Origin of the sequence: Methylobacterium sp. 4-46 (assembly GCF_000019365.1) — a bacterium.
GTDB lineage: Bacteria > Pseudomonadota > Alphaproteobacteria > Rhizobiales > Beijerinckiaceae > Methylobacterium.
Window position 1 is genome coordinate 2463907 of the sequence record NC_010511.1, and the last position, 19106, is coordinate 2483012.

Annotated in this window: 15 protein-coding genes and 1 pseudogene; 5 read left to right on the forward strand and 11 right to left on the reverse strand. The window is 73.2% G+C overall.

The genetic code is table 11. From position 1 onward, the window contains the following. Positions 1-306: 306 nt before the first annotated feature. A complete protein-coding gene (ureC, locus tag M446_RS10500) occupies positions 307-2034 on the reverse strand; it encodes an urease subunit alpha (RefSeq protein ID WP_012332081.1) in 1728 nt (575 codons plus the stop codon). A gap of 125 nt (positions 2035-2159) precedes the next feature. Here ureC and M446_RS10505 point away from each other — a divergent pair, with 125 nt between their 5' ends. Beyond that, a complete protein-coding gene (locus M446_RS10505) occupies positions 2160-3293 on the forward strand; it encodes a T4 RnlA family RNA ligase (RefSeq protein WP_012332082.1) in 1134 nt (377 codons plus the stop codon). Between the two features lie 23 nt (positions 3294-3316). Here M446_RS10505 and M446_RS10510 read toward each other — a convergent pair whose 3' ends face one another. Then, positions 3317-3937, reverse strand: coding sequence for an urease subunit gamma (locus tag M446_RS10510; protein ID WP_012332083.1), 621 nt, complete (start codon positions 3935-3937; stop codon positions 3317-3319). 76 nt (positions 3938-4013) lie between these two features. After that, positions 4014-4862, reverse strand: coding sequence for an urease accessory protein UreD (locus M446_RS10515; protein ID WP_012332084.1), 849 nt, complete (start codon positions 4860-4862; stop codon positions 4014-4016). A 155-nt stretch (positions 4863-5017) separates the two neighbouring features. Between M446_RS10515 and M446_RS10520 the strand changes: the two genes are divergently transcribed. Continuing rightward, a complete protein-coding gene (locus tag M446_RS10520) occupies positions 5018-5455 on the forward strand; it encodes a cupin domain-containing protein (RefSeq protein WP_012332085.1) in 438 nt (145 codons plus the stop codon). A gap of 197 nt (positions 5456-5652) precedes the next feature. On the opposite strand, the gene M446_RS10525 is transcribed toward M446_RS10520, so the two are convergent. The 5 genes from M446_RS10525 to ileS all read right to left on the reverse strand — a co-directional run bounded on the left by M446_RS10525 (position 5653) and on the right by ileS (position 13204). Beyond that, the gene (locus M446_RS10525) at positions 5653-6954 is read right to left on the reverse strand and encodes a M16 family metallopeptidase (RefSeq protein WP_012332086.1); all 1302 of its coding nucleotides are present in this window, start codon (positions 6952-6954) and stop codon (positions 5653-5655) included. Between the two features lie 58 nt (positions 6955-7012). Beyond that, positions 7013-8344: a M16 family metallopeptidase gene (locus tag M446_RS10530; RefSeq protein WP_085984462.1), complete on the reverse strand. Its 1332-nt coding sequence runs from the start codon at positions 8342-8344 to the stop codon at positions 7013-7015. 263 nt (positions 8345-8607) lie between these two features. After that, on the reverse strand, positions 8608-9288 hold the full coding sequence (locus M446_RS10535; RefSeq protein ID WP_012332088.1) for a hypothetical protein: 681 nt from the start codon (positions 9286-9288) through the stop codon (positions 8608-8610). A gap of 146 nt (positions 9289-9434) precedes the next feature. Then, the gene (gene lspA / locus M446_RS10540) at positions 9435-9932 is read right to left on the reverse strand and encodes a signal peptidase II (protein WP_012332089.1); all 498 of its coding nucleotides are present in this window, start codon (positions 9930-9932) and stop codon (positions 9435-9437) included. Between the two features lie 302 nt (positions 9933-10234). Next, the gene (ileS, locus tag M446_RS10545) at positions 10235-13204 is read right to left on the reverse strand and encodes an isoleucine--tRNA ligase (RefSeq protein WP_012332090.1); all 2970 of its coding nucleotides are present in this window, start codon (positions 13202-13204) and stop codon (positions 10235-10237) included. A 317-nt stretch (positions 13205-13521) separates the two neighbouring features. Here ileS and M446_RS10550 point away from each other — a divergent pair, with 317 nt between their 5' ends. Further along, positions 13522-13776, forward strand: a complete 255-nt coding sequence (locus M446_RS10550) for a hypothetical protein (RefSeq protein ID WP_012332091.1) — start codon at positions 13522-13524, stop codon at positions 13774-13776. On the opposite strand, the pseudogene M446_RS10555 reads toward M446_RS10550, so the two are convergent. Beyond that, positions 13763-14787, reverse strand: a pseudogene (locus tag M446_RS10555) (bifunctional riboflavin kinase/FAD synthetase). The gene M446_RS10550 and the pseudogene M446_RS10555 sit on opposite strands and share 14 nt — an antisense overlap. A gap of 429 nt (positions 14788-15216) precedes the next feature. Here M446_RS10555 and M446_RS10560 point away from each other — a divergent pair. Continuing rightward, positions 15217-15600, forward strand: a complete 384-nt coding sequence (locus M446_RS10560; RefSeq protein ID WP_012332093.1) for a response regulator — start codon at positions 15217-15219, stop codon at positions 15598-15600. A 131-nt stretch (positions 15601-15731) separates the two neighbouring features. Continuing rightward, a complete protein-coding gene (locus M446_RS10565) occupies positions 15732-16325 on the forward strand; it encodes a protein phosphatase CheZ (RefSeq protein WP_012332094.1) in 594 nt (197 codons plus the stop codon). On the opposite strand, the gene M446_RS10570 is transcribed toward M446_RS10565, so the two are convergent. Together M446_RS10570 and ade are read right to left on the reverse strand one after the other, a co-directional pair. Then, positions 16326-17231: a TIGR01459 family HAD-type hydrolase gene (locus M446_RS10570; protein WP_012332095.1), complete on the reverse strand. Its 906-nt coding sequence runs from the start codon at positions 17229-17231 to the stop codon at positions 16326-16328. A gap of 84 nt (positions 17232-17315) precedes the next feature. Further along, on the reverse strand, positions 17316-19010 hold the full coding sequence (ade, locus tag M446_RS10575; protein ID WP_012332096.1) for an adenine deaminase: 1695 nt from the start codon (positions 19008-19010) through the stop codon (positions 17316-17318). Positions 19011-19106 lie beyond the last annotated feature (96 nt).

Sequence of the window (19106 nt, forward strand, 5' to 3'; positions counted from 1 at the left end):
GCGCCATGCGCGCCCCGGACCCGTGCCGCCCGGAGCCATCGGACCGGATCGCGCGGCGGGAGTCCAGGGGGGTGGCGGATCCCGGGAGGGATCGGCGGAGGTGCCCGGCCGTCGCAGAGTCGCGGCCGCCACGATTCCATGGCGCGGGATCGGGCTGCGGTGGCGGCGGGCGCGCCGGCGCACGCGCCCCTGAACAGGAAACGCGCGGCCGCCCGGTCCCGGGCGGGGCGCGGGCCGCGATGAATCCGACGATCCCCACGCCGACCGTGTCACCAGGGGCGGGCCGGCGCTCGGCCGCTGGCCAACTCAGAACAGGAAGTAGCGCTGCGCCATCGGCACGATGTCGGCCGGCTCGCAGACCAGCAGCTGCCCGTCCGCCCGCACGTCGTAGGTCTCGGGATCGACCTCGATCACCGGGGTGGCGTCGTTGAGGATCATGCTGCGCTTGCCGATGCCGCCGCGCACGTTCTCGACCGCGACCAGGGGCTTTCGCACCCGCAGCGCCTCCGCGAGCCCGTCCTCCACCGCCGCCCGCGACACGAAGGTGAGGGAGGTCGCGGCCGGCACCCGCCCGAAGGAGCCGAACATCGGCCGGTAATGCACCGGCTGGGGCGTCGGGATCGAGGCGTTGGGGTCGCCCATCGGCGCGGTCGCGATGGCGCCGCCCTTGATCACGAGGTCGGGCTTCACGCCGAAGAAGGCGGGCGACCACAGGACGAGGTCGGCGAGCTTGCCCGGCTCGATCGAGCCGACGTGCCGCGAGACGCCGTGCGCGATGGCCGGGTTGATCGTGTACTTGGCCACGTAGCGCCGGGCGCGCAGGTTGTCGTTGTCGCCCGCCTCGCCCGGCAGGGCGCCGCGCTGGCGCTTCATCTTGTCGGCGGTCTGCCAGGTGCGGATCACCACCTCGCCGACCCGGCCCATCGCCTGGCTGTCGGAGGACATGATCGAGAGCGCGCCGAGATCGTGCAGGATGTCCTCGGCCGCGATCGTCTCCTTGCGGATGCGGCTCTCGGCGAAGGCGAGATCCTCGGGGATCGACGGCGACAGGTGATGGCAGACCATCAGCATGTCGAGGTGCTCGTCGATCGTGTTGCGCGTGTAGGGCCGCGTCGGGTTGGTGGAGGAGGGCAGCACGTTCGGCAGCCCCGCCACCTTGATGATGTCGGGCGCGTGGCCGCCGCCCGCCCCCTCGGTGTGGAAGGCGTGGATGGTGCGGCCCTTGAAGGCCGCGATCGTGTCCTCGACGAAGCCCGATTCGTTGAGCGTGTCGGTGTGGATCATGACCTGCACGTCGTGGGCGTCCGCGACGGTGAGGCAGCAATCGATCGCGGCGGGCGTGGTGCCCCAATCCTCGTGCAGCTTGAGCGCGCAGGCGCCGGCCCGGATCATCTCCTCCAGGCTCTCCGGCCGCGAGGCGTTGCCCTTGCCCGCGAAGGCGAGGTTCATCGGGAAGGCATCGGCCGCCTCGATCATCCGGGCGATGTGCCAGGGACCGGGCGTGCAGGTCGTCGCGAAGGTGCCGTGGGCCGGGCCGGTGCCGCCGCCCAGCATGGTGGTGACGCCGGAATTCAGCGCCTCCTCGATCTGCTGCGGGCAGATGTAGTGGATGTGGCTGTCGAAGCCGCCCGCGGTCAGGATCTTGCCCTCGCCGGCGATCACCTCGGTGCCCGGCCCGACCACGATGGTGACGCCGTCCTGGATGTCCGGGTTGCCGGCCTTGCCGAGGGCCGCGATCCGCCCGCCCTTGAGCCCGACATCGCACTTCACGATGCCCCAATGGTCGAGCACGACCGCGTTGGTGATCACCGTGTCGACGGCGCCCGCTTGGTTGCTCGCCTGGGCCTGGCCCATCCCGTCGCGGATGACCTTGCCGCCGCCGAACTTCACCTCCTCGCCGTAGCGGGTGTGGTCGTGCTCGACCTCGATGATCAGGCAGGTATCGGCGAGCCGGATGCGGTCACCCTTGGTCGGGCCGAACATGCCCGCGTAGGCGGCGCGGGACAAGCTCGCGGGTTTGGGCGTGTTGGACATGGGCTCAGGCGTCCGCTGCGTGAAGTGGGGCCGAATTGACGTAGGGAGAATTGCAGAAACTGCCGTAGACTGCGCGGCGATTCGGCACCGGGCCGGGCCGCGTCACCGTCCGCGGAGGGGATTGCGTGAGATTCGCCACCATCCGCACGCTCGATGACGTGCTGCCGCACGTCTCGTTCGAGCGCGGCTTCGTCGTCGCGCGGGGCCGGGATTGCACGGTCGTCGATCACGTCCGCCCGGTCCCGGAGACGTTCGGTTCGCCGGTCTCGCTCGAATGCCGCGGCCTGAAATTCGACCGGGACGGGCAGATCATCGCCCGCCCGTTCCACAAGTTCTTCGAACTCGGCGAGCGCCAGCGCCTGGAGGAGGTCGACTGGTCGGCGCCGCACGCGGTGCTCGACAAGCTCGACGGCGTGATGGTGCACCCGGTGCTCCTGGACGGGCGCATGGTGTTCATGACCCGCGCGGGCGCCACCGCGCCGGCCCGGGCGGCGCAGGCCGAGGCGAACGCCGCCATCCTCGACCTGTCGCGCTTCCTGGTCGAGGGCGGCATCACCCCGCTCTTCGAGTTCACGTCGCCGGAGGCGCCGGCCATCCTGGCCTGCGAGCGGCCGCTCCTGACGCTGCTCGCCGCGCGCGAGATGGTGTCGGGCGCCTACCTGACCCAGCCCGACCTCGCCGGGTTCGGCATCCGCTTCGGGGTGCGGGTCGTCGCCGCGCGCGGGATGGTCGACGATCCCCGCGCCTTCGTCGCGCGGGCGCGCCGGGAAGAGGGGATCGAGGGCTACGTGGTCGCCTTCGACGACGGCCACCGCGTCAAGGTCAAGACCGAGGCCTACCGGCTGCGCCTGCGCGCGATCACCGGTCTCCAGCGGGAGCGGACCGTGCTCGCCTGGGTGGCGACCGGGGCGGTGGACGAGGTCGCGGCCCTGCTGCCCGCCGAGGCCGCCGCGCGCCTGCGCGACCACGCGGCGGCGTGGTGCGCCGGCCTCGCCACCCAGGCTCGCGCCATCCGGGCCTTCGTGGCGGAGCATGCCGGCCTGCCCGTCGAGGAGGCCGCGGCGCGCGCCCGGGCGCGGTTCGATCCGCGGCTTCACCGCGCGGTCCGCTCGGCCCTCGGCGGCAGGGAGCCCGGCAGCGCGCTGCGCGAGACGCTCCTGCGGGCCGCCGCGAGCGACGCCCAGGCCGATTCCCTGCGCGGTCTCTTCGGCCCGTCCTGGTCCCCGCGCGGCTTGGCGCTGCCCGAGCTGGAACCCTAGGGACCGGCCCGAGGCGGGTCCGGTCACAGCGATCCCATCACGTCGCCGCGGAAGCCGTAGACCGCCCGCGCGCCGCCGAGCGGCACCAGGGCCACCTCGCGGGTGGCGCCCGGCTCGAAGCGCACCGCCGTGCCGGGGGCGATGTCGAGGCGCTGGCCGCGGGCCTTGTCGCGGTCGAAGCGCAGGGCCGGGTTGACCTCGAAGAAGTGGTAGTGCGAGCCGACCTGGATCGGCCGGTCGCCGGTATTCGCCACCTCGACCACCGTGCGCGGCGCGCCCGCGTTGAACACGATCTCGCCGGGCGGGGTCGTGACGGCGCCGGGCACCTCCGGGGAGGGCGCGCCGCGGATCGGGTGGTGCACGGTGACGAGCTTGGTGCCGTCCGGGAAGGTCGCCTCGACCTGGATGTCGTGGATCATCTCCGGCACCCCCTCCATCACCTGGGAGGCGTCGAGCACCTGGGCGCCGGCCTGCATCAGCTCGGCCACCGTGCGGCCGTCGCGGGCGCCCTCGACCACGACATCGGTGATCAGGGCCACCGCCTCGGGGAAGTTGAGCTTCACGCCGCGGGCGAGCCGGTTGCGGGCCACCTGCGCCGCCATGGCGACGAGGAGCTTGTCCTTCTCCCGGGGGGTCAGCAGCACGGGCCATCCTCTCGATTCGGTGCCGCGGTATCGTCGACGAGGCTCCCCGGTGACGCAAGAACCGCGCCGCGCATCCTCAGGTCTGCCAGACCCGCGGCAGCGGGAGGCCCCGGAATCCCTCGAGGATCCGCGTCGCGGCGCGGCGCAGGGGCGCGCTCTCGGGCGCGAGGAGGCGCAGGACCAGGAGGCCGTTCCAGGCGCTCGCGCCGGCCTCGACCCCGAGCGCCGCGCAGCCCGCCGCCGCGATCAGCCCGCGCAGCCCGTCGAGGCGGGACTCGGCGTCGGGCGCCGCGTGCACCAGGGTGGCGACGGCCCGGGCCCCGCCCGCGATGGCCGGGCGGGCGAGGTGCGCCGCGACCGCGCCGTCGAGGCGCAGCGTGTCGGCGTAGACGAGGCGCCCGCCCCGCGCGAGGCGCCACGCGTCGCGGATCTCGCCCTCCCGCACCGTCTCGCCCCTCGCCGAGCGCCCGAAGACCAGCGCCTCGAACAGGGTGAGCGCGGCGTCCGGCGCGATCTCGGCCGTGAGCCGCCGCGACAGGCGGGCGCCGTCGTACAGGATCGTCTCCTGCGGCAGCCAGGCGAGGCGGGCGCGCGGGCCCAGGCGCAGCTCCGCCGCGATCTCCGTGACCGGACCGTCCGAACGGTAGATCTTCTCCGCCGCCGTGGTGGTGAGGACCATGTCGGCGCCCTCGCCGATCTCAGCCGCGACGGCGAAGCGGTCGCCGCAGGCGAGGCCGCCCGCGCTGTTGAGGAGGACGCCTTCGAGCGCCGCGCCCTCGACCCGCGGCAGCCGCAGGCGGAGCGGCCCGGTCTCGGCGAGATCGGTGAGCCGGGTCGTGCCGCCCGCCACCAATCCGGCGCCGAGGGCGACGCGGCCCTCCGAGCGCTGCCGCCGCGGCCAGGACGGGGTGGGGTGGGAGGACATCGGCCCGTTAGACTTGGCCGCGGCCGCGGGCGCAAGTCGCCCCCGCGCAAGACGCCCCCGCGCAAGTCGGCCCGGCGCAAGTCGGCCCGGCGCAAATCGCCTCGGGCCGGCCGCGGGAGTAGAATGCCGGCACGGTCCGCTTTCGGGAGGAGCCCATGTCCGACCTCACCGACTCTTCCACCTGCCGCGTCGTGGGCGCGGGCGACGCCTTCGTGGGCAAGCAGGCCCTGACCTACCGGCCCGGCATCTCGGCCGAGTCGGTCGGGGCGCGGGGCATCCATCTCCAGTCCGTGAACATGCCGCCCGGCGCGCGGGCCAAGGCCCACCTGCACGAGGGCCACGAGACGGCGCTCCACGTGCTGAGCGGCGTCGCCGGGATGTGGTACGGGCCGCGGCTCGAGCACCACATGTGGAACCGGGCCGGCGACTACGTCTACATCCCGGCCGGGATGCCCCACCTGCCCTACAATGCCAGCCGCACCGAGACCGTCGTCGCCGTCATCGCGCGCACGGACCCGAACGAGCAGGAGAGCGTGGTGCTGCGGCCCGATCTCGACGCGCTGCGCCCGGCGGGCGAGGACCCGATGGCGTGACGCCGCCGAACCGGCGGCCGCCCTCGCGCCGCCTGCTCATCCCACATCCGCTTAATCCCTTCGGGATGGCGGATGTGGGATTCGCTCAGGCGCCGCGCGGGCTGGTGATCCGCTTGATCCCTTCGGGGATGGCGGATGTGGGCGTCGCTCAAGCGCCGCGCGGGCGCGGGATCCGCTTGGATCAACCGTATCCCGGATCAGATCTCGCCCGGACGGCCGGCCGCCACCACCAGGAGCTTGCCGTCGCCGAGGGTGCGGCGGGCGGCGCGGCGGATATCCTCCTGCGTCACCGCGGCGATCAGCCCGTTGCGGCGGCCGATATAGTCGATGCCGAGCCCCTCGAAGGCCACCTGCACCAGCTGGTGGGCGATCTTCGTCGAGGTGTCGAAGCCGAGCGCGTAGGAGCCGGTGAGGTAGTCCTTGGCCTTCTGCAACTCGTCGTCGCTCGGGCCGTCCCGGGTGAGCCGCGCGATCTCCTCGCCGATCACCGACAGGGCCTCGCCGACGCGCTCGTTCTTGGTGGCGGTGGAGCCCCAGGTGATCGAGGCTGCCCGGTGGCTCACCAGGGAAGTGCCCACCGAATAGGCAAGTCCGCGCTTCTCGCGCACTTCCTGGAACAGCCGCGACGTGAAGGCGCCGCCGCCCAGGATGTGGTTGAGCACGTAGGCCGGGATGAAGTCCGGGTCGCGCCACGGCACGCCGTCGGTGCCGAAGCGGATCACCGATTGCGGCACGTCGAGATCCACCACCACCCGGCGGCCGAGGCCGGTGATCCGCGTCGGCGGCACCGGCGCGAGCGGCCCGCCGTCGGAGAGGCGGCCGAAGGCCGCGTCGAGGGCGCGCTGCAGGGCCGCCTCGCCGATCGCGCCCACCGCCGCCACCTTCACGCGGGCGCGGCTGATCAGCCGGGCGTGCATGGCGAGCAGATCGTCGCGCGTGATGCTGGCCACGCTCTCGAGCGTGCCGCCCGAGGGCCGGCCGTAGGGGTGGTTCGGATAGGCCTCGGCGAAGAAGCGGCGCGAGGCCATCACGCCCGGGTCGTTCTGCTGGTAGCGGATGCCGGCGAGCATCTGGGCCCGCACCCGCTCGATCGCCGCCTCGTCGAAGCGGGGCTCGGCGAGCGCGAGGGCGAGGAGTTCGATCGCCTCGTCCGCGTGCTTGACCAGCATCTTGAGGGAGCCGCCGATCGCGTCCGGCCCGGCGTGGAAGCTCAGTTCGATCGCCCGGGCGGCGAGCCGCTCCTGGAAGGCGTCGGAGCCGTAGGGGCCCGCCCCCTCGTCGAGCAGGCGCGACAGCATCTGCACCACCCCGGACTTGCCCTCCGGATCCTGCGCGGCGCCGCCCTCGAAGGTGAAGGCGAGGGCGATCAGCGGCACGACCGGCGACTCGACGTGCCACGCCTCCACCCCGCTCGCGGCGATCACGGACCGGCCTTGCGCCGGGGAGGTGGCGGTGGCGAGGGAGGCGGAGCGGGAGGGGGCGTCGGCGGCCAGGGTCATGGGGACCTCGTGTGTCGTTCGGGGCGCGAGGGGAGGGGCGTCGGGTGGCGCGCGCGCGTCACCCCTCGCGGGCCTTGGTCAGGTAACCGGTCACCGAGCGGGCCGGAACGAGGTAGCGCTCCGCCGCGGCCGCGAGCCGGTCGGCCCCGACCGCCTCGATGTCGGTGGGCCAGCGCCGCACCTCCTCGATGCTCTCGCCGATCGCCAGCGCCGAGCCGAAGATGCGGGCGAGGGAGGATTGGCTGTCGGAGGAATAGACCGTCTCGGCGATGAGGCGGGTCTTGCCGCGCTCCACCGCCTCGGGGGCCAGCGCCTCGGCGGGCAGGTTCCGCAGGGTGGCGTCCAGCGCCTCCTCCAGCTTCTCCAGGGAGACGCCCTCCGCCGGCACCGCGTAGACCGAGAAGCGGGTGTCGTCCATGGCCGAGCCCATGTACCAGGCGCCGGCATTCACCGCGACGCCCTGCTCCATCACGAGGGCCCGGTAGAGGTAGGAGGTCGGCCCGCCGCCCATGACCTCGGCGAGGAGTTCGAGGGCGTGCCCCTCGCCCTCCCGGGCGGTGATGCAGGAGGGCGCGAGGTAGAGGCGCTGCAGCGTGGGCTGCTCCACCTTCGGGTCCGCGACGCTGAGGCGCCGGGCGGCGCGGGGCTCGGGCTCGCGCGGGCGCAGGCGCACCGGGCGCTCGCCGCGGGGCGCCACCTGCCCGTAGGTGGCTTCGGCGAGGCGGCGCACCTCGTCGGCGGTCACGTCGCCCGCCACGACCAGGATCGCGTTCTCGGGCGTGTAGAAGCGGCGGTAATAGGCGAGCGCGTGGGCGCGGTCGAGCTCCTCGATCTCGTGCATCCAGCCGATGATCGGGATGCCGTAGGGGTGGTGGACGAAGAGCGAGGCGGCCATCGCCTCGGAGAGCTGCGCGCTCGGGTCGGTCTCGACCCGCATGCGGCGCTCCTCCAGCACCACGTCCCGCTCAGGCGCGACGACGGAATCGTCGAGGACGAGGCCGGTCATCCGGTCGGCCTCGAATTCCATCATGGTCCTCAGGTTGTCGCGGGCGACGCGCTGGAAGTAGGACGTGTAGTCGAAGGACGTGAAGGCGTTCTCCTGCCCGCCCAGGCTCGACACCGCCTTGGAGAAGGCCCCGACCGGGTTCTTCTCGGTGCCCTTGAACATCAGGTGCTCGAGGAAGTGGGCGATGCCCGACTGGCCGAGCGGATCGTCCGCCGAACCGTTGCGGTACCAGATCATGTGGGTCGCGACCGGTGCCCGGTGGTCCGGGATGACCACGACGTCGAGGCCGTTGTCGAGCACGAAGGAGGCGACCTCCGGCCCGCCCGCCTCCGCCCGCCCGGATGCGCCGGCATCGAGGCGCAGGGCCGGACCGGGAAAGCTCATCGGGCGATGGAGGGGGCGCGTCCGTGAATGCATCCTGATGTCCCTTGGAAGAGGGCCGCCGCAACCGCCCGCGATGATGGTGGAGCGCCTCCGATAACGGAAGCCCTCCCGGCCGGCGCCCCTTGCAAGGTGCGGACCGGATGCCTGCGGTTCAACACGGGGTTCTGGAATATTTTAAGGCGGAGGCAACGCCTCCGCCCTCAGCACGGTGAGTCCCGGCGCGGGCCCGGCGGCGCGGCCGCGGGGCCCCGGGCGGCGCCCGGTCACTGCTGACGCGAGCGCAGATAGGCGCGCGGATCGGCCTCCTCGCGGTCGCTGATCGGCATGCCCTTCGGCGCGCTGTCGGAGCGCACCAGCCTGCCGTTCGGCGGGGCGCGGTAGCCCGTCGGCGGATCGGTCAGCATGTCGCGGCTCGGCTCGACCGGGGAAGGCTCCGCCGATTCGTCCTTCTTGCCCTTGAACAGCTCGAAGGGGCTGAGCCAGGTCGCCTCGCGGACGTTGTCGCCGGGCTTGTAGACCGGCTCCTTCTGGATCCCGGCACCCTCGCGCCGGCCGGCGCGCATCTCCTGGATCGACAGGGTCGTGTTGTTGTCGCTCATCCGGCCCTGCTCGCCGCGCATGCCGCGCGGCTTCGCATCCTCCGCGGCGCGGCGCGCCCGGGCGACCGATTCGGGATCGGTCGGCCATTGCGGCGCGGCCTCGCGCACGGCGCTTCGCTCCGCGGGCGGGGGCAGGGCGGCCTTGTCCATCTTGGGCGGCAGCACGAGGGGCGCGCGCTCGCGGTAGGTGATCGGCGGGCGCTCCGGCTCGATCAGTCCGATCGACGACAGCGCCTTCTTCATGAACACGCCGTCCTCGGCGCGGGCCGCCGGGGCCGCGCCGCAGAGCGGGGCCACGCCGCAGAGGATCGCCGCGAGGGTGAGGATCTTGCGCTGATCGACCATGCTGACTCCCGATGCGCGCTGCGCCGCGCGAGGCTCACGGCCTGGGAGCGGTTTCGGGCGAAGGTATGGCGCCGGCCGCCCCGGCGCGACGCGGCCGCGGGCCTGTGTCGGGCGAGGCACAGGGGGGCTCGCCGCGCGGGCGGCCGTCAGCCGTCCGGACGCATCGCGGCGTCGCCGCGCGCCTCGCTCCAGACCGTCTCGACCAGGAGCCCGGCGACGCCCGCGACGATGCCCGCATCCGCCACGTTGAAGACGTACCAGGACCAGCCGCCGGCATGCAGGTGGACGAAGTCGAACACCGCCCCGTAGGCGACGCGGTCGACGGCGTTGCCGACCGCCCCCCCGACGATCAGGCCGAGCGACAGGACGAGCAGGCGCGAGCCGGCCCGCGCCATCCAGGCGCCGAGGGCGGCCGCGGCCAGCACCGCCACGCCGACGAGCAGCCAGCGCCCGAGCTCGGTGTGCTGCTGGAACAGCCCGTAGGAGACGCCGCGATTCCAGACCACGACGAGCTGCGCGAAGGGCGCCAGCACGACGGGCTGGCGGGCCGGCAGGTCGGCGAGGAGGAGCAGGCCGAGCTTCGTCGCCTGGTCGAGGACCAGGGTCGCGGCGGCGGTCGCGAGGCCGAGGATCAGGGGACGCATGCGGGCGGGGCTCCGGGCGGGGCGGGCGGCGGGCCCTCGGGAGGGTGGCGGTGCGGCGGAGCCGGCCGGAGCGCGGCCCGGCGCCGCCACGCCGCGGCTGGCGGGACGGGACGGTCCGCGACCGCCCCGCGCCCCTATTACCAAATCCGCTTGATCCCTTCGGGACGGCGGATTTGGGCTTCGCTCAAGCGCCGCGCGGGCTCCTGATCCGCTTGATCCCTTCGGGACGGCGGGTTCGGGCTTCGCTCAAGCGCCGCGCGGCCTCGTGATTCGGGATCCGCTGCGATCAACCGGATTCCGGATCACTCCGCCGCCCGGGCGTGGAGTGCGTCCCACTCGCGCAGGGCTTGCGCGTCGCGGGGCGTCACGTCCGGGTATTCCGGGTCGCTGCCGACGCTCGGCAGCACCTTCCAGGAGCGGGCGCATTTGCGGCCCTCGGCCAGCGCCGGCTCCACGGACACGCCGCGCACCTCGTCGAGGCGGAAGGCCTCCGCAGGGCCCTCGCCGGCGACGACCCGGATGCCCGAGGTGATGCAGATCTCCGCGAAGTCGATGCCGTCGAGGGCGGCGCGCAGCTCCGCATCGGCCACGTGCACGACCGGCGCCGCCTCCAGGCTCGCCCCGATGCGCTTCTTCGCCCGCTCGATCTCCAGCGCCCCGGTCACCACCCGGCGCACGCGGCGGATCTTGGCCCAGCGCGCGGCGAGCGCCTCGTCGCGCCACGCCTGCGGGGTCTCGGGAAGGGTCTGCAGGTGGACCGAGCCGTCCTGCGAGGGAGTGCGGGCGAGCCACGCCTCCTCGGCCGTGAAGGCCAGGACCGGCGCGAGCCAGATCACCACGCGCCGGAAGGCCTCGTCCACGACCGTGAGCGAGGCCTTGCGCACCAGGCTCGACAGGGGATCGCAGTAGAGCGCGTCCTTGCGCACGTCGAAGTAGAAGGACGACAGGTCGCCCGTCATGAAGCCGTTCAGCAGCGCCACGACCCGCTTGAAGTCGTAGGCGGCGTAGGCCTCGCGGATCTCCCCGTCGAGCTCGGCGAGGCGGTGCAGGATGAAGCGCTCCAGCTCCGGCATCTCGGCCGGGGCCACGCGGTCCTCCGGCCGGTGATGGGCCAGGGTGCCGAGCATCCAGCGCAGCGAGTTGCGCAGCTTCCGGTAGGTTTCCGAGAAGGTCTTGATGATCGGCGGCCCGATGCGCAGGTCGTCGGTATAGTCGGACGCCGCCACCCAGAGCCGCAGGATGTCGGCGCCGGAGGCCGCGATCACGTCCTGGGGCGCCACCACGTTGCCGCGCGACTTCGACATCTTCTCGCCCTTGGGGTCGAGGACGAAGCCGTGGGTGAGCACCACGTCGTAGGGCGCGCGGCCGCGGGTGCCGCAGGATTCCAGCAGCGAGGAGTGGAACCAGCCCCGGTGCTGGTCGGACCCCTCCAGGTACATGACGGTGTCGTCCCCGCCGTCGCGGCGGCGGCGGATGCCCGCGAGGCCCGGGAAGGCGACCGGGTCCTCCAGCGTGAAGGCGTGGGTCGAGCCGGAATCGAACCAGACGTCGAGGACGTCCGTCACCTTCTCGTAATCGGCCGGGTCGTGGTCGGGCGCGAGGAAGCGCGCGCCGTCCGGGTCGGCGAACCACGCGTCGGCCCCCTCGGCCGCGAAGGCCTCAGCGATGCGGGCGTTGACGCGCGGATCGCGCAGGATCTCGCTCGTCCCCCGGCGCACGAAGACCGTGATCGGCACGCCCCAGGCGCGCTGGCGCGACACCACCCAGTCCGGGCGGTTGGCGATCATGCCGGTGATGCGGTTCTGGCCCTGCGGCGGCACCCACTCGGTGGCGGCGATCTCGGCGAGCGCCACCTCCCGCAGCGTCCGCTCCCGCAGCGCCGCGACCGGCGCGTCGAGGGCGATGAACCATTGCGGCGTGTTGCGGAAGATGACGGGCTTCTTCGAGCGCCAGGAATGCGGGTAGCTGTGCTTGAGGGTGCCGCGCGCGACGGCGGTCCCGGCCGCGCTCAGGGCCGCGATCACCGCCCGGTTGGCGTCGCCCTTCTCGCCCTTCTCGGTGAGGACGCGCGTCCCGGCGAGGCCCGGGGCCTCCTCGGTGAGCACGCCGTCCGCGTCGACCGTGTAGGGGATCCGCACGTCGATGCCGCGCTCCCGCAGGGCCCGGCCATTCGCCATCCAGACCTCGAAATCCTCGCGGCCGTGGCTCGGCGCGGTGTGGACGAAGCCCGTGCCGGCCTCGTCCGTCACGTGCTCGCCCTCCAGCGTCGGCACCGGGAAGCCGTAGCCGGCGTTCCAGCCCGCCAGCGGGTGGGCGAGCGTCAGGCCCGCCAGCGCCTCGGGCGCCACGTCGGCCAGGCGCTCATAAGCATCGACCCGAGCGGCCTTGAACACGTCGCCCGAGAGTTTGTCAGCAACAATGCAACGAAAATCAGGTTGTACCCAGTTCTCTTCAGGAGCGGCGGTAACACGATAGAGCCCGTATTCGACTTTTCTTGAGTAGGCCACGGCCCGATTGGCCGGGATGGTCCAGGGTGTGGTGGTCCAGATGACGACGTGGGCAGCCGCCAGGGCGGGGTCCGCGGAGGTCACGACCGGGAAGGCGGCCCAGATCGTGTCGCTGACGTGGTCCTCGTACTCGACCTCGGCCTCGGCGAGGGCGGTCTTCTCGACGACGGACCACATCACCGGCTTCGAGCCGCGGTAGAGCTGGCCCGTCATCGCGAAGGTCATCAGCTCGCGGGCGATCTGCGCCTCGGCCGCGAAGGCCATGGTCGAGTAGGGGTGGTCCCAGTCGCCGGTGACGCCGAGCCGCTTGAACTCCTCGCGCTGCACCGAGAGCCAGTGCTCCGCGAAGGCGCGGCACTCGCGGCGGAACTCGACGACCGGCACCTCGTCCTTGTTGCGGCCCTTGGCGCGGTACTGCTCCTCGATCTTCCACTCGATCGGCAGGCCGTGGCAATCCCAGCCCGGCACGTAGTTGGCGTCGTGCCCGAGCGCGCCGGCCGCGCGCACCACCAGGTCCTTGAGGATCTTGTTGAGCGCGGTGCCGATGTGGATGTGGCCGTTGGCGTAGGGCGGGCCGTCGTGGAGCACGAATTTCGGGCGGCCCGCGGCGGCGGCGCGGATGCGGCCGTAGAGGTCGATCGCCTGCCAGCGCCGCAGGATCTCCGGCTCGCGCTCCGGCAGCCCGGCCCGCATCGGGAATTCCGTCTGCGGCAGGAACAGGGTCTCGGAATAGTCGCGCCCGGAAACGGGCTTGGTCTCGGTCATGGAAGAGGGCTCGCATGGCGGGCGCCGCGGCGGGAGAGGCCGGGACCCTTGTCGGACAATCGCGCGCAGATCGACGATCGCGCGGCGTACGCTATCCCGGCCCCCGCAGGAAAGCCGTCGCGGCCCTCAGGCGGAAGCCGGGCTCGTAATTCGCCGCGCGGGAAGGTGACGCGAGTCGGACATCCCGTCCTCATAGCAGGGGCGACCGGGCGGGGGAAGCGGGCGCGGCGACGCGCCGTCCTGCCGCCGGGGAACCGCGCGCGCACCCGGGACTTGGTGTCGGGAAGGATCCCGATCCCTTGCCGGGAGGTCCGACGATGGTCCGCGCCGCGCTCATCCTCCTCGCCCTCGCCGCAGGGCCGGTCCTCCCCGCCGCGGCGGCCGCCTCGTTCGAGCGCGCGATGCCCGCGCGGCCCGAGATCGGCACGCCCTCCGACGAGATCGACGCGACGGGCAGCCTCGGGCCGACCGACCCGTTCCTGGTGCCCGATTACGACGGTCCCGAGATCGACGTCGACCGGCCGCGCCGCGACCCCGCCGAGCGGGCGATCCGCGAGTTCATCCCCGAATAGGGCCGAGCATCGACGGGCAGGTGTCGCGGGCCAGGACGAGTCTGGCCTCGGCGGCGTCCCTGTGCATCTGCGCCACCAGCGCCTCGGCGCTGTCGAAGCGGGCCTCGCCGCGCAGGTAGGCCACGAACTCGACGGCGAGGCGCCGGCCGTAGAGGTCGCCCGAGAAGTCGAACAGGGTGGTCTCGAGCAGGGGGGCGCCGTTGTCGAAGGTCGGGCGCCGGCCGTAGCTCGCGGCGCCGTCGCGCATCGTGCCGTCGGGAAGCCGCGCCCGCACCGCGTAGATGCCGTGGGCGAGGCCGCAGGCCGGCAGCGCGAGGTTGGCGGTCGGGAAGCCGAGGACCCGCCCGCGCTTGTCGCCGTGCCGCACCTCGCCCTCGACGAACCAGCGGAAGCCGAGCAGGTGGTTGGCAAGCGCGATGTCGCCCGCGGCGAGCGCCGCCCGGATCGCGCTCGACGAGACCGGGGCCTCGCCGCCCCCCGCCGCCACCGGGTCGATCACCCGGCAGGCGAGGCCGTTCTCCGCGCAGAGCGCCCGCAGCAGCCCGGGCGTGCCCTCGCGCCCGCGGCCGAAATGGAAGTCGTGCCCGATCACCACGCCCGCGAGCCCGAGGTCGCGCTTCAGCAGGCCGGTCACGAAGCCGGCCGCGCTCGTGCCGGCGAGGGCCGAATCGAAGCGGCGCAGGAACACCCCGTCGAGGCCGAGCCGGGCCAGGATGGCGAGCTTGGCGCCCTCGCCCGTCAGGCGGAAGACCGGCCGGTCGGGCGCGAAGAAGTCGCGCGGATGCGGCTCGAAGGTCAGCACGGCGCTCGGGCCGCCCCGATCCGCCGCCATCTCCCGGACGGCCGCCACCAGGGCGAGGTGGCCGCGATGGAGGCCGTCGAAATTGCCGATCGCCGCGACGGCGCCCCGCAGGGCCGCCGGCACCGGCTCGCCGTCCCGGTTGACGATCATGGCAGGAGGGGATTGGACGCCGCGGCGCCCGGCGCGGCGGTCTCGTCGCTCGACGGCATGAGGGTCCGATCGTGTCAGCGCGGCACTCGCGACAGCCCGGCGGGCCGAAGAGGCTGCGGGCCGAGGCCGGGCGACCCTGTCGAAAACCGCCCCGAGGGTCAAGCAGGGCTGCGAACCGGACCGCCCGCGCGGCCCGCCAGTCGCGGCCCGCTCCCGGACGGTCGGTAAATTTCCCGTTCCCAGCGTCACCTGCGACGGATTGCCTAGGTCGGAAGGCGGGGCGAGCGCATTGCCTTGAATCGGCGGTGATTTCCGGGGATCGCGGCCTCCGCGTCCTGACCACTCGACTGATCCCGCTTGCGATTAACCGCTTCGCAAGGCGCCCGGACTACACGTCTGATCAGAAGCGCCGCCCGGTGCTTCCCCTCATCATCGTACGGGCCGCGGCGCGCGCTGAACGCGTCCTGCCTGCTAACGGAGCCGGACTGATGGCCCTTGACCTCAGCATGCCGATCCTCGTCGTGGACGATTACCAGACGATGGTCCGCATCATTCGCAACCTTCTGAAGCAGCTGGGCTTCGAGGACGTGGACGACGCGTCCGACGGCACGGGCGCGCTCGCGAAGCTCAAGCAGAAGAAGTACGGCCTCGTGATCTCCGACTGGAACATGGAGCCGATGACGGGCTACGAGTTGCTGCGCCACGTCCGCGCCGACGACGCGCTGCGCACGACCCCCTTCATCATGGTGACGGCCGAGTCGAAGACCGAGAACGTCATCGCCGCCAAGAAGGCCGGCGTGAACAACTACATCGTGAAACCCTTCAACGCGCAGACGCTGAAGACGAAGATCGAGGCGGTGTGCGGCGCCTGACGGTCGGGCCCGGAGGGCTGCGCGGCGCGCGCCGGGGGGACGCCCGCCGCACTGGAAGGCCGGCGCGGCCCGCCGGGCCGCGCCCGCCGCGCCGGCCCCGGGGCCGCGGCCTCCCGTGAAGGAGCGGTGCCTTGATCAAGGACACGACGGCGCGGCTGATCACGATGCTCATGCGACAGAAGTCCCGCAAGACGGCTTCGCGCGGCGAGGCCGACCCGCCCGCCGGGGTGGATCCGTCCACGATCGTCCGCGACCTCGTGGAGATCGCCGAGTACATCAAGCGGCTGAAGCAGGCGATCGCCCATCTGCGGGCGAACGAGCTGCGCCGCGACCGCCTGCCGATGGCGCATGACGAGCTCGGCAGCGTCGTGACCGCGACCGCGAGCGCGACCAACCGGATCATGGAGGTCGCCGAGGGCATCCTGGCGATCGAGGACGACACGCTCGAGGGCTACCGGGCCAAGGTCGAGGCGGAGGTCTTCCAGATCTTCGAGGCCTGCTCGTTCCAGGACATTACCGGCCAGCGGATCGCCAAGGTGGTCGACGCCCTCGGGCAGGTGGAGAAGCGCCTGAACCACTTCGCGACGGTGGTGAAGGTCGGCGACGGCGAGGTCGACCAGGACGAGGCCCAGCGCCAGGCCCGCCGCGAGACGCTGCTCCTCAACGGGCCGCAGCTGAAGGGGCCGGAGACGCCCCAGGACGCGATCGACGCGCTCTTCGCCTGATCACCAGCGCAGCAGGTCGATCACCGCGTCCGGGTGGACGGGTTGCCCCTCCAGCCAATGGGCGATCTCGCCGACCGGCTCGCCGGCGTGGCAGCCGAGCTCCTCCGCGTGGATGCCGCGCGCCACCAGCACCGAGGCGATGCCGAACCCGCTCGCCCCGGCGATGTCGGTGCGGATCGCGTCGCCGACCGCCAGGACGCGCTCCGGGGCCGCCGGCGCCGCGCCGTCCACGGCCGCGGCCTTCGCCAGCGCGGCCTCGTAGACCGGCCGGTGCGGCTTGCCGGCATAGATCACCTCCCCGCCGAGCGCCTCGTAGAGGCCCGCCAGCGCCCCCGCGCAGGGGATGAGCCGCGCCCCCCGCTCCACGACGAGGTCGGGATTGGCGCAGATCATCGGCAGGCCGCGGGCGCTGAGGCCCGCCAGGACCGGGCGGTAATCCTCGGCCGTCTCGACCTCGTCGTCGAACAGCCCGGTACAGACCACCTGCGCGGCCTCCTCGGGCGGGGCGCGGCGCACCGACAGCCCCTCGAAGATCGGCAGGTCGCGCTCGGGCCCGAGATGGTAGAGCGGCGCCCCCGGCCGCGCCTCGATCAGGGCGCGCGTCAGGTCGCCGGAGGTGACGATCCCGTCATAGGCCTCGCGCGGGACGCCGAACCCGTCGAGCTGCGCCCTCACGGCCTCGCCGGGACGGGGCGCGTTCGAGACCAGCACGACCCGGCGCGGGCGCTCACCCGGCAGCGCCCGGAACCGGGACAGCGCCTCGCTCGCGGAGCGGTGGGCCCGCAGGCCGTCGTGCAGCACGCCCCAGACGTCGCAGAGGATCACGTCGAAGCCGGAGGCGAGCTCCGCGATGCCGTCGATGACCGGGACCTCGCGCGGGGCGGGCCTGGGGGTGCGGGTCGCCATCCGGATTCCTCTCTGCTGCGCCGCAGCAGCGCGCCGCCCCGAGTTAGGCGGCCCCGACGCCGAACACAACCGCCGGCGCGGCCCTCACGGCAGGATCCGCATCCGGTCGACGTCGACGAGGCCCCTGTCGGTGATCTTGAGGTGCGGGATCATCGGGAGGGGCAGGAAGGCGACCTGCAGGAAGGGCTCGGGCAGGGTGCAGCCGAGGCCGCGCGCCGCCTCGCGCAAGGGGTGCAGCGCGTCCCGCACCGCCTCGAAGGGCAGGTCGCTCATCAGCCCGGCGATCGGGAGCGCGAGCTCCGCCCGCACCGCGCCGCCCTCGGCGACGACGAAGCCGCCCTGGAGCGCGATCAGCCGGTTGACGGCCAGCGCCATGTCCGCCTCGTCGGCGCCGACCACGCAGAGATTGTGGCTGTCGTGCCCGACCGAGGAGGCGATGGCGCCCCGCCTCAGCCCGAAGCCCTGGACGAAGCCGCAGGCCATGCCGGGCGCGCCGTGGCGGGCGATCACCGCCACCTTCACGGCGTCCTGCGCGAGGTCGCACAGGGCCGCCCCGTCCCGGGCGGGCAGCGTCAGGCGGCGGTGCTCGGTGATGATGCGGCCGGGCACGACCCCGATCACCGAGGTCTCGCCCGGGGCCGCCGCGACCCGGAAGGCCTCGGGCGCGACCGGCGCGGCCTTGACGCTGCCGCGCCCCGGCGCCGGGGTGCGGGTCCGCGGCGCGGCGAGCGCCTCCTCGGCGGGCCGCCCGCCCGCGATCACCCGCGCCACCGCGCAGGTCTCGACGTCGTCGAGGAGCACGATGTCGGCCCGCCGCCCCGGGGCGATCATGCCCCGGTCCGCGAGGCCGAAGGCCGTCGCGGCGCTGAGCGAGGCGGCCCGGTAGGCGGCGAGGGGCGCCACCCCGAGCCCGATCGCCATGCGGATGAGGGCGTCGAGGTGCCCCTCCTCGGCAATGTCGAGCGGGTTGCGGTCATCCGTGCAGAAGGCGAGGAAGGGCGAGGTCGCCACCGTGAGCAGGGGGGCGAGGGCGCGCAGGTCCTTGGAGACCGAGCCCTCGCGGATCAGCACGGTCATGCCTTTGCGGATCTTCTCCAGGGCCTCGGCCGGGCCCGTGGTCTCGTGGTCGGTGCGGATGCCCGCCGCCACGTAGGCGTTGAGGTCGCGGCCCGACAGGAGCGGGGCGTGGCCGTCGACGTGGCGGCCGGCGAAGAGCGCGAGCTTGGCGAGGCAGGCGGGATCGCCGGCCACGATTCCGGGGAAGTTCATGAACTCGGCGAGGCCGAGGGAGCCCGGATGGTCGCGGTAGGGGCGGAGGGCCTCCGCCTCGATCCGGGCACCGGAGGATTCGAGATCGGTCGCCGGCACGCAGGAGGAGAGCTGGACGCGGATGTCCATCACGGTCTCGCGCGCGGCCTGGAGCGCGTAGTCGAAGGCCGCGGTGCCGAGCACGTTGGCGAGTTCGTGCGGATCCCAGATCGCCGTGGTGACCCCGTGCGGCAGCACGCAGCGGTCGAATTCGTGCGGGGTGATGAGCGAGGATTCGACGTGGAGGTGGGTGTCGATGAAGCCGGGCACCGCGACGCGGCCCTCGGCCTCGATCACCCGGGTGCCCGCGTATTCCCCGTAGGTGCCGACGATCCCGTCGCCGCAGACCGCGATGTCGGTGTCGACGAGGTCGCCCGTGACGAGGTCGAGGAGCCGCGCGTCCCGAATCACCAGGTCGGCGGGCGCGCGGCCGGCGCCTTGCGCGATCCGGCGGGCGATCTCATCGGACATGGGCGAGGCTCCTGACGCAGCGCCGCCGCGAGCTTCGCAGAGCGCCCGCGGCGGCGCCAGACGCTATTCCGCGTCGCCGCTGCGCAGGGAAGGCCC

Excerpts from the sequence above, each read along its gene's own strand:
- ureC (WP_012332081.1), bottom strand. The coding sequence starts at position 2,034 with ATGTCCAACACGCCCAAACCCGCGAGCTTGTCCCGCGCCGCCTACGCG.
- M446_RS10530 (WP_085984462.1), bottom strand. The coding sequence starts at position 8,344 with ATGAGCTTTCCCGGTCCGGCCCTGCGCCTCGATGCCGGCGCATCCGGG.
- ade (WP_012332096.1), bottom strand. The coding sequence starts at position 19,010 with ATGTCCGATGAGATCGCCCGCCGGATCGCGCAAGGCGCCGGCCGCGCG.
- M446_RS10550 (WP_012332091.1), top strand. The coding sequence starts at position 13,522 with ATGGTCCGCGCCGCGCTCATCCTCCTCGCCCTCGCCGCAGGGCCGGTC.
- ileS (WP_012332090.1), bottom strand. The coding sequence starts at position 13,204 with ATGACCGAGACCAAGCCCGTTTCCGGGCGCGACTATTCCGAGACCCTG.
- M446_RS10560 (WP_012332093.1), top strand. The coding sequence starts at position 15,217 with ATGGCCCTTGACCTCAGCATGCCGATCCTCGTCGTGGACGATTACCAG.
- M446_RS10515 (WP_012332084.1), bottom strand. The coding sequence starts at position 4,862 with ATGTCCTCCCACCCCACCCCGTCCTGGCCGCGGCGGCAGCGCTCGGAG.
- M446_RS10570 (WP_012332095.1), bottom strand. The coding sequence starts at position 17,231 with ATGGCGACCCGCACCCCCAGGCCCGCCCCGCGCGAGGTCCCGGTCATC.
- lspA (WP_012332089.1), bottom strand. The coding sequence starts at position 9,932 with ATGCGTCCCCTGATCCTCGGCCTCGCGACCGCCGCCGCGACCCTGGTC.
- M446_RS10520 (WP_012332085.1), top strand. The coding sequence starts at position 5,018 with ATGTCCGACCTCACCGACTCTTCCACCTGCCGCGTCGTGGGCGCGGGC.
- M446_RS10525 (WP_012332086.1), bottom strand. The coding sequence starts at position 6,954 with ATGACCCTGGCCGCCGACGCCCCCTCCCGCTCCGCCTCCCTCGCCACC.
- M446_RS10535 (WP_012332088.1), bottom strand. The coding sequence starts at position 9,288 with ATGGTCGATCAGCGCAAGATCCTCACCCTCGCGGCGATCCTCTGCGGC.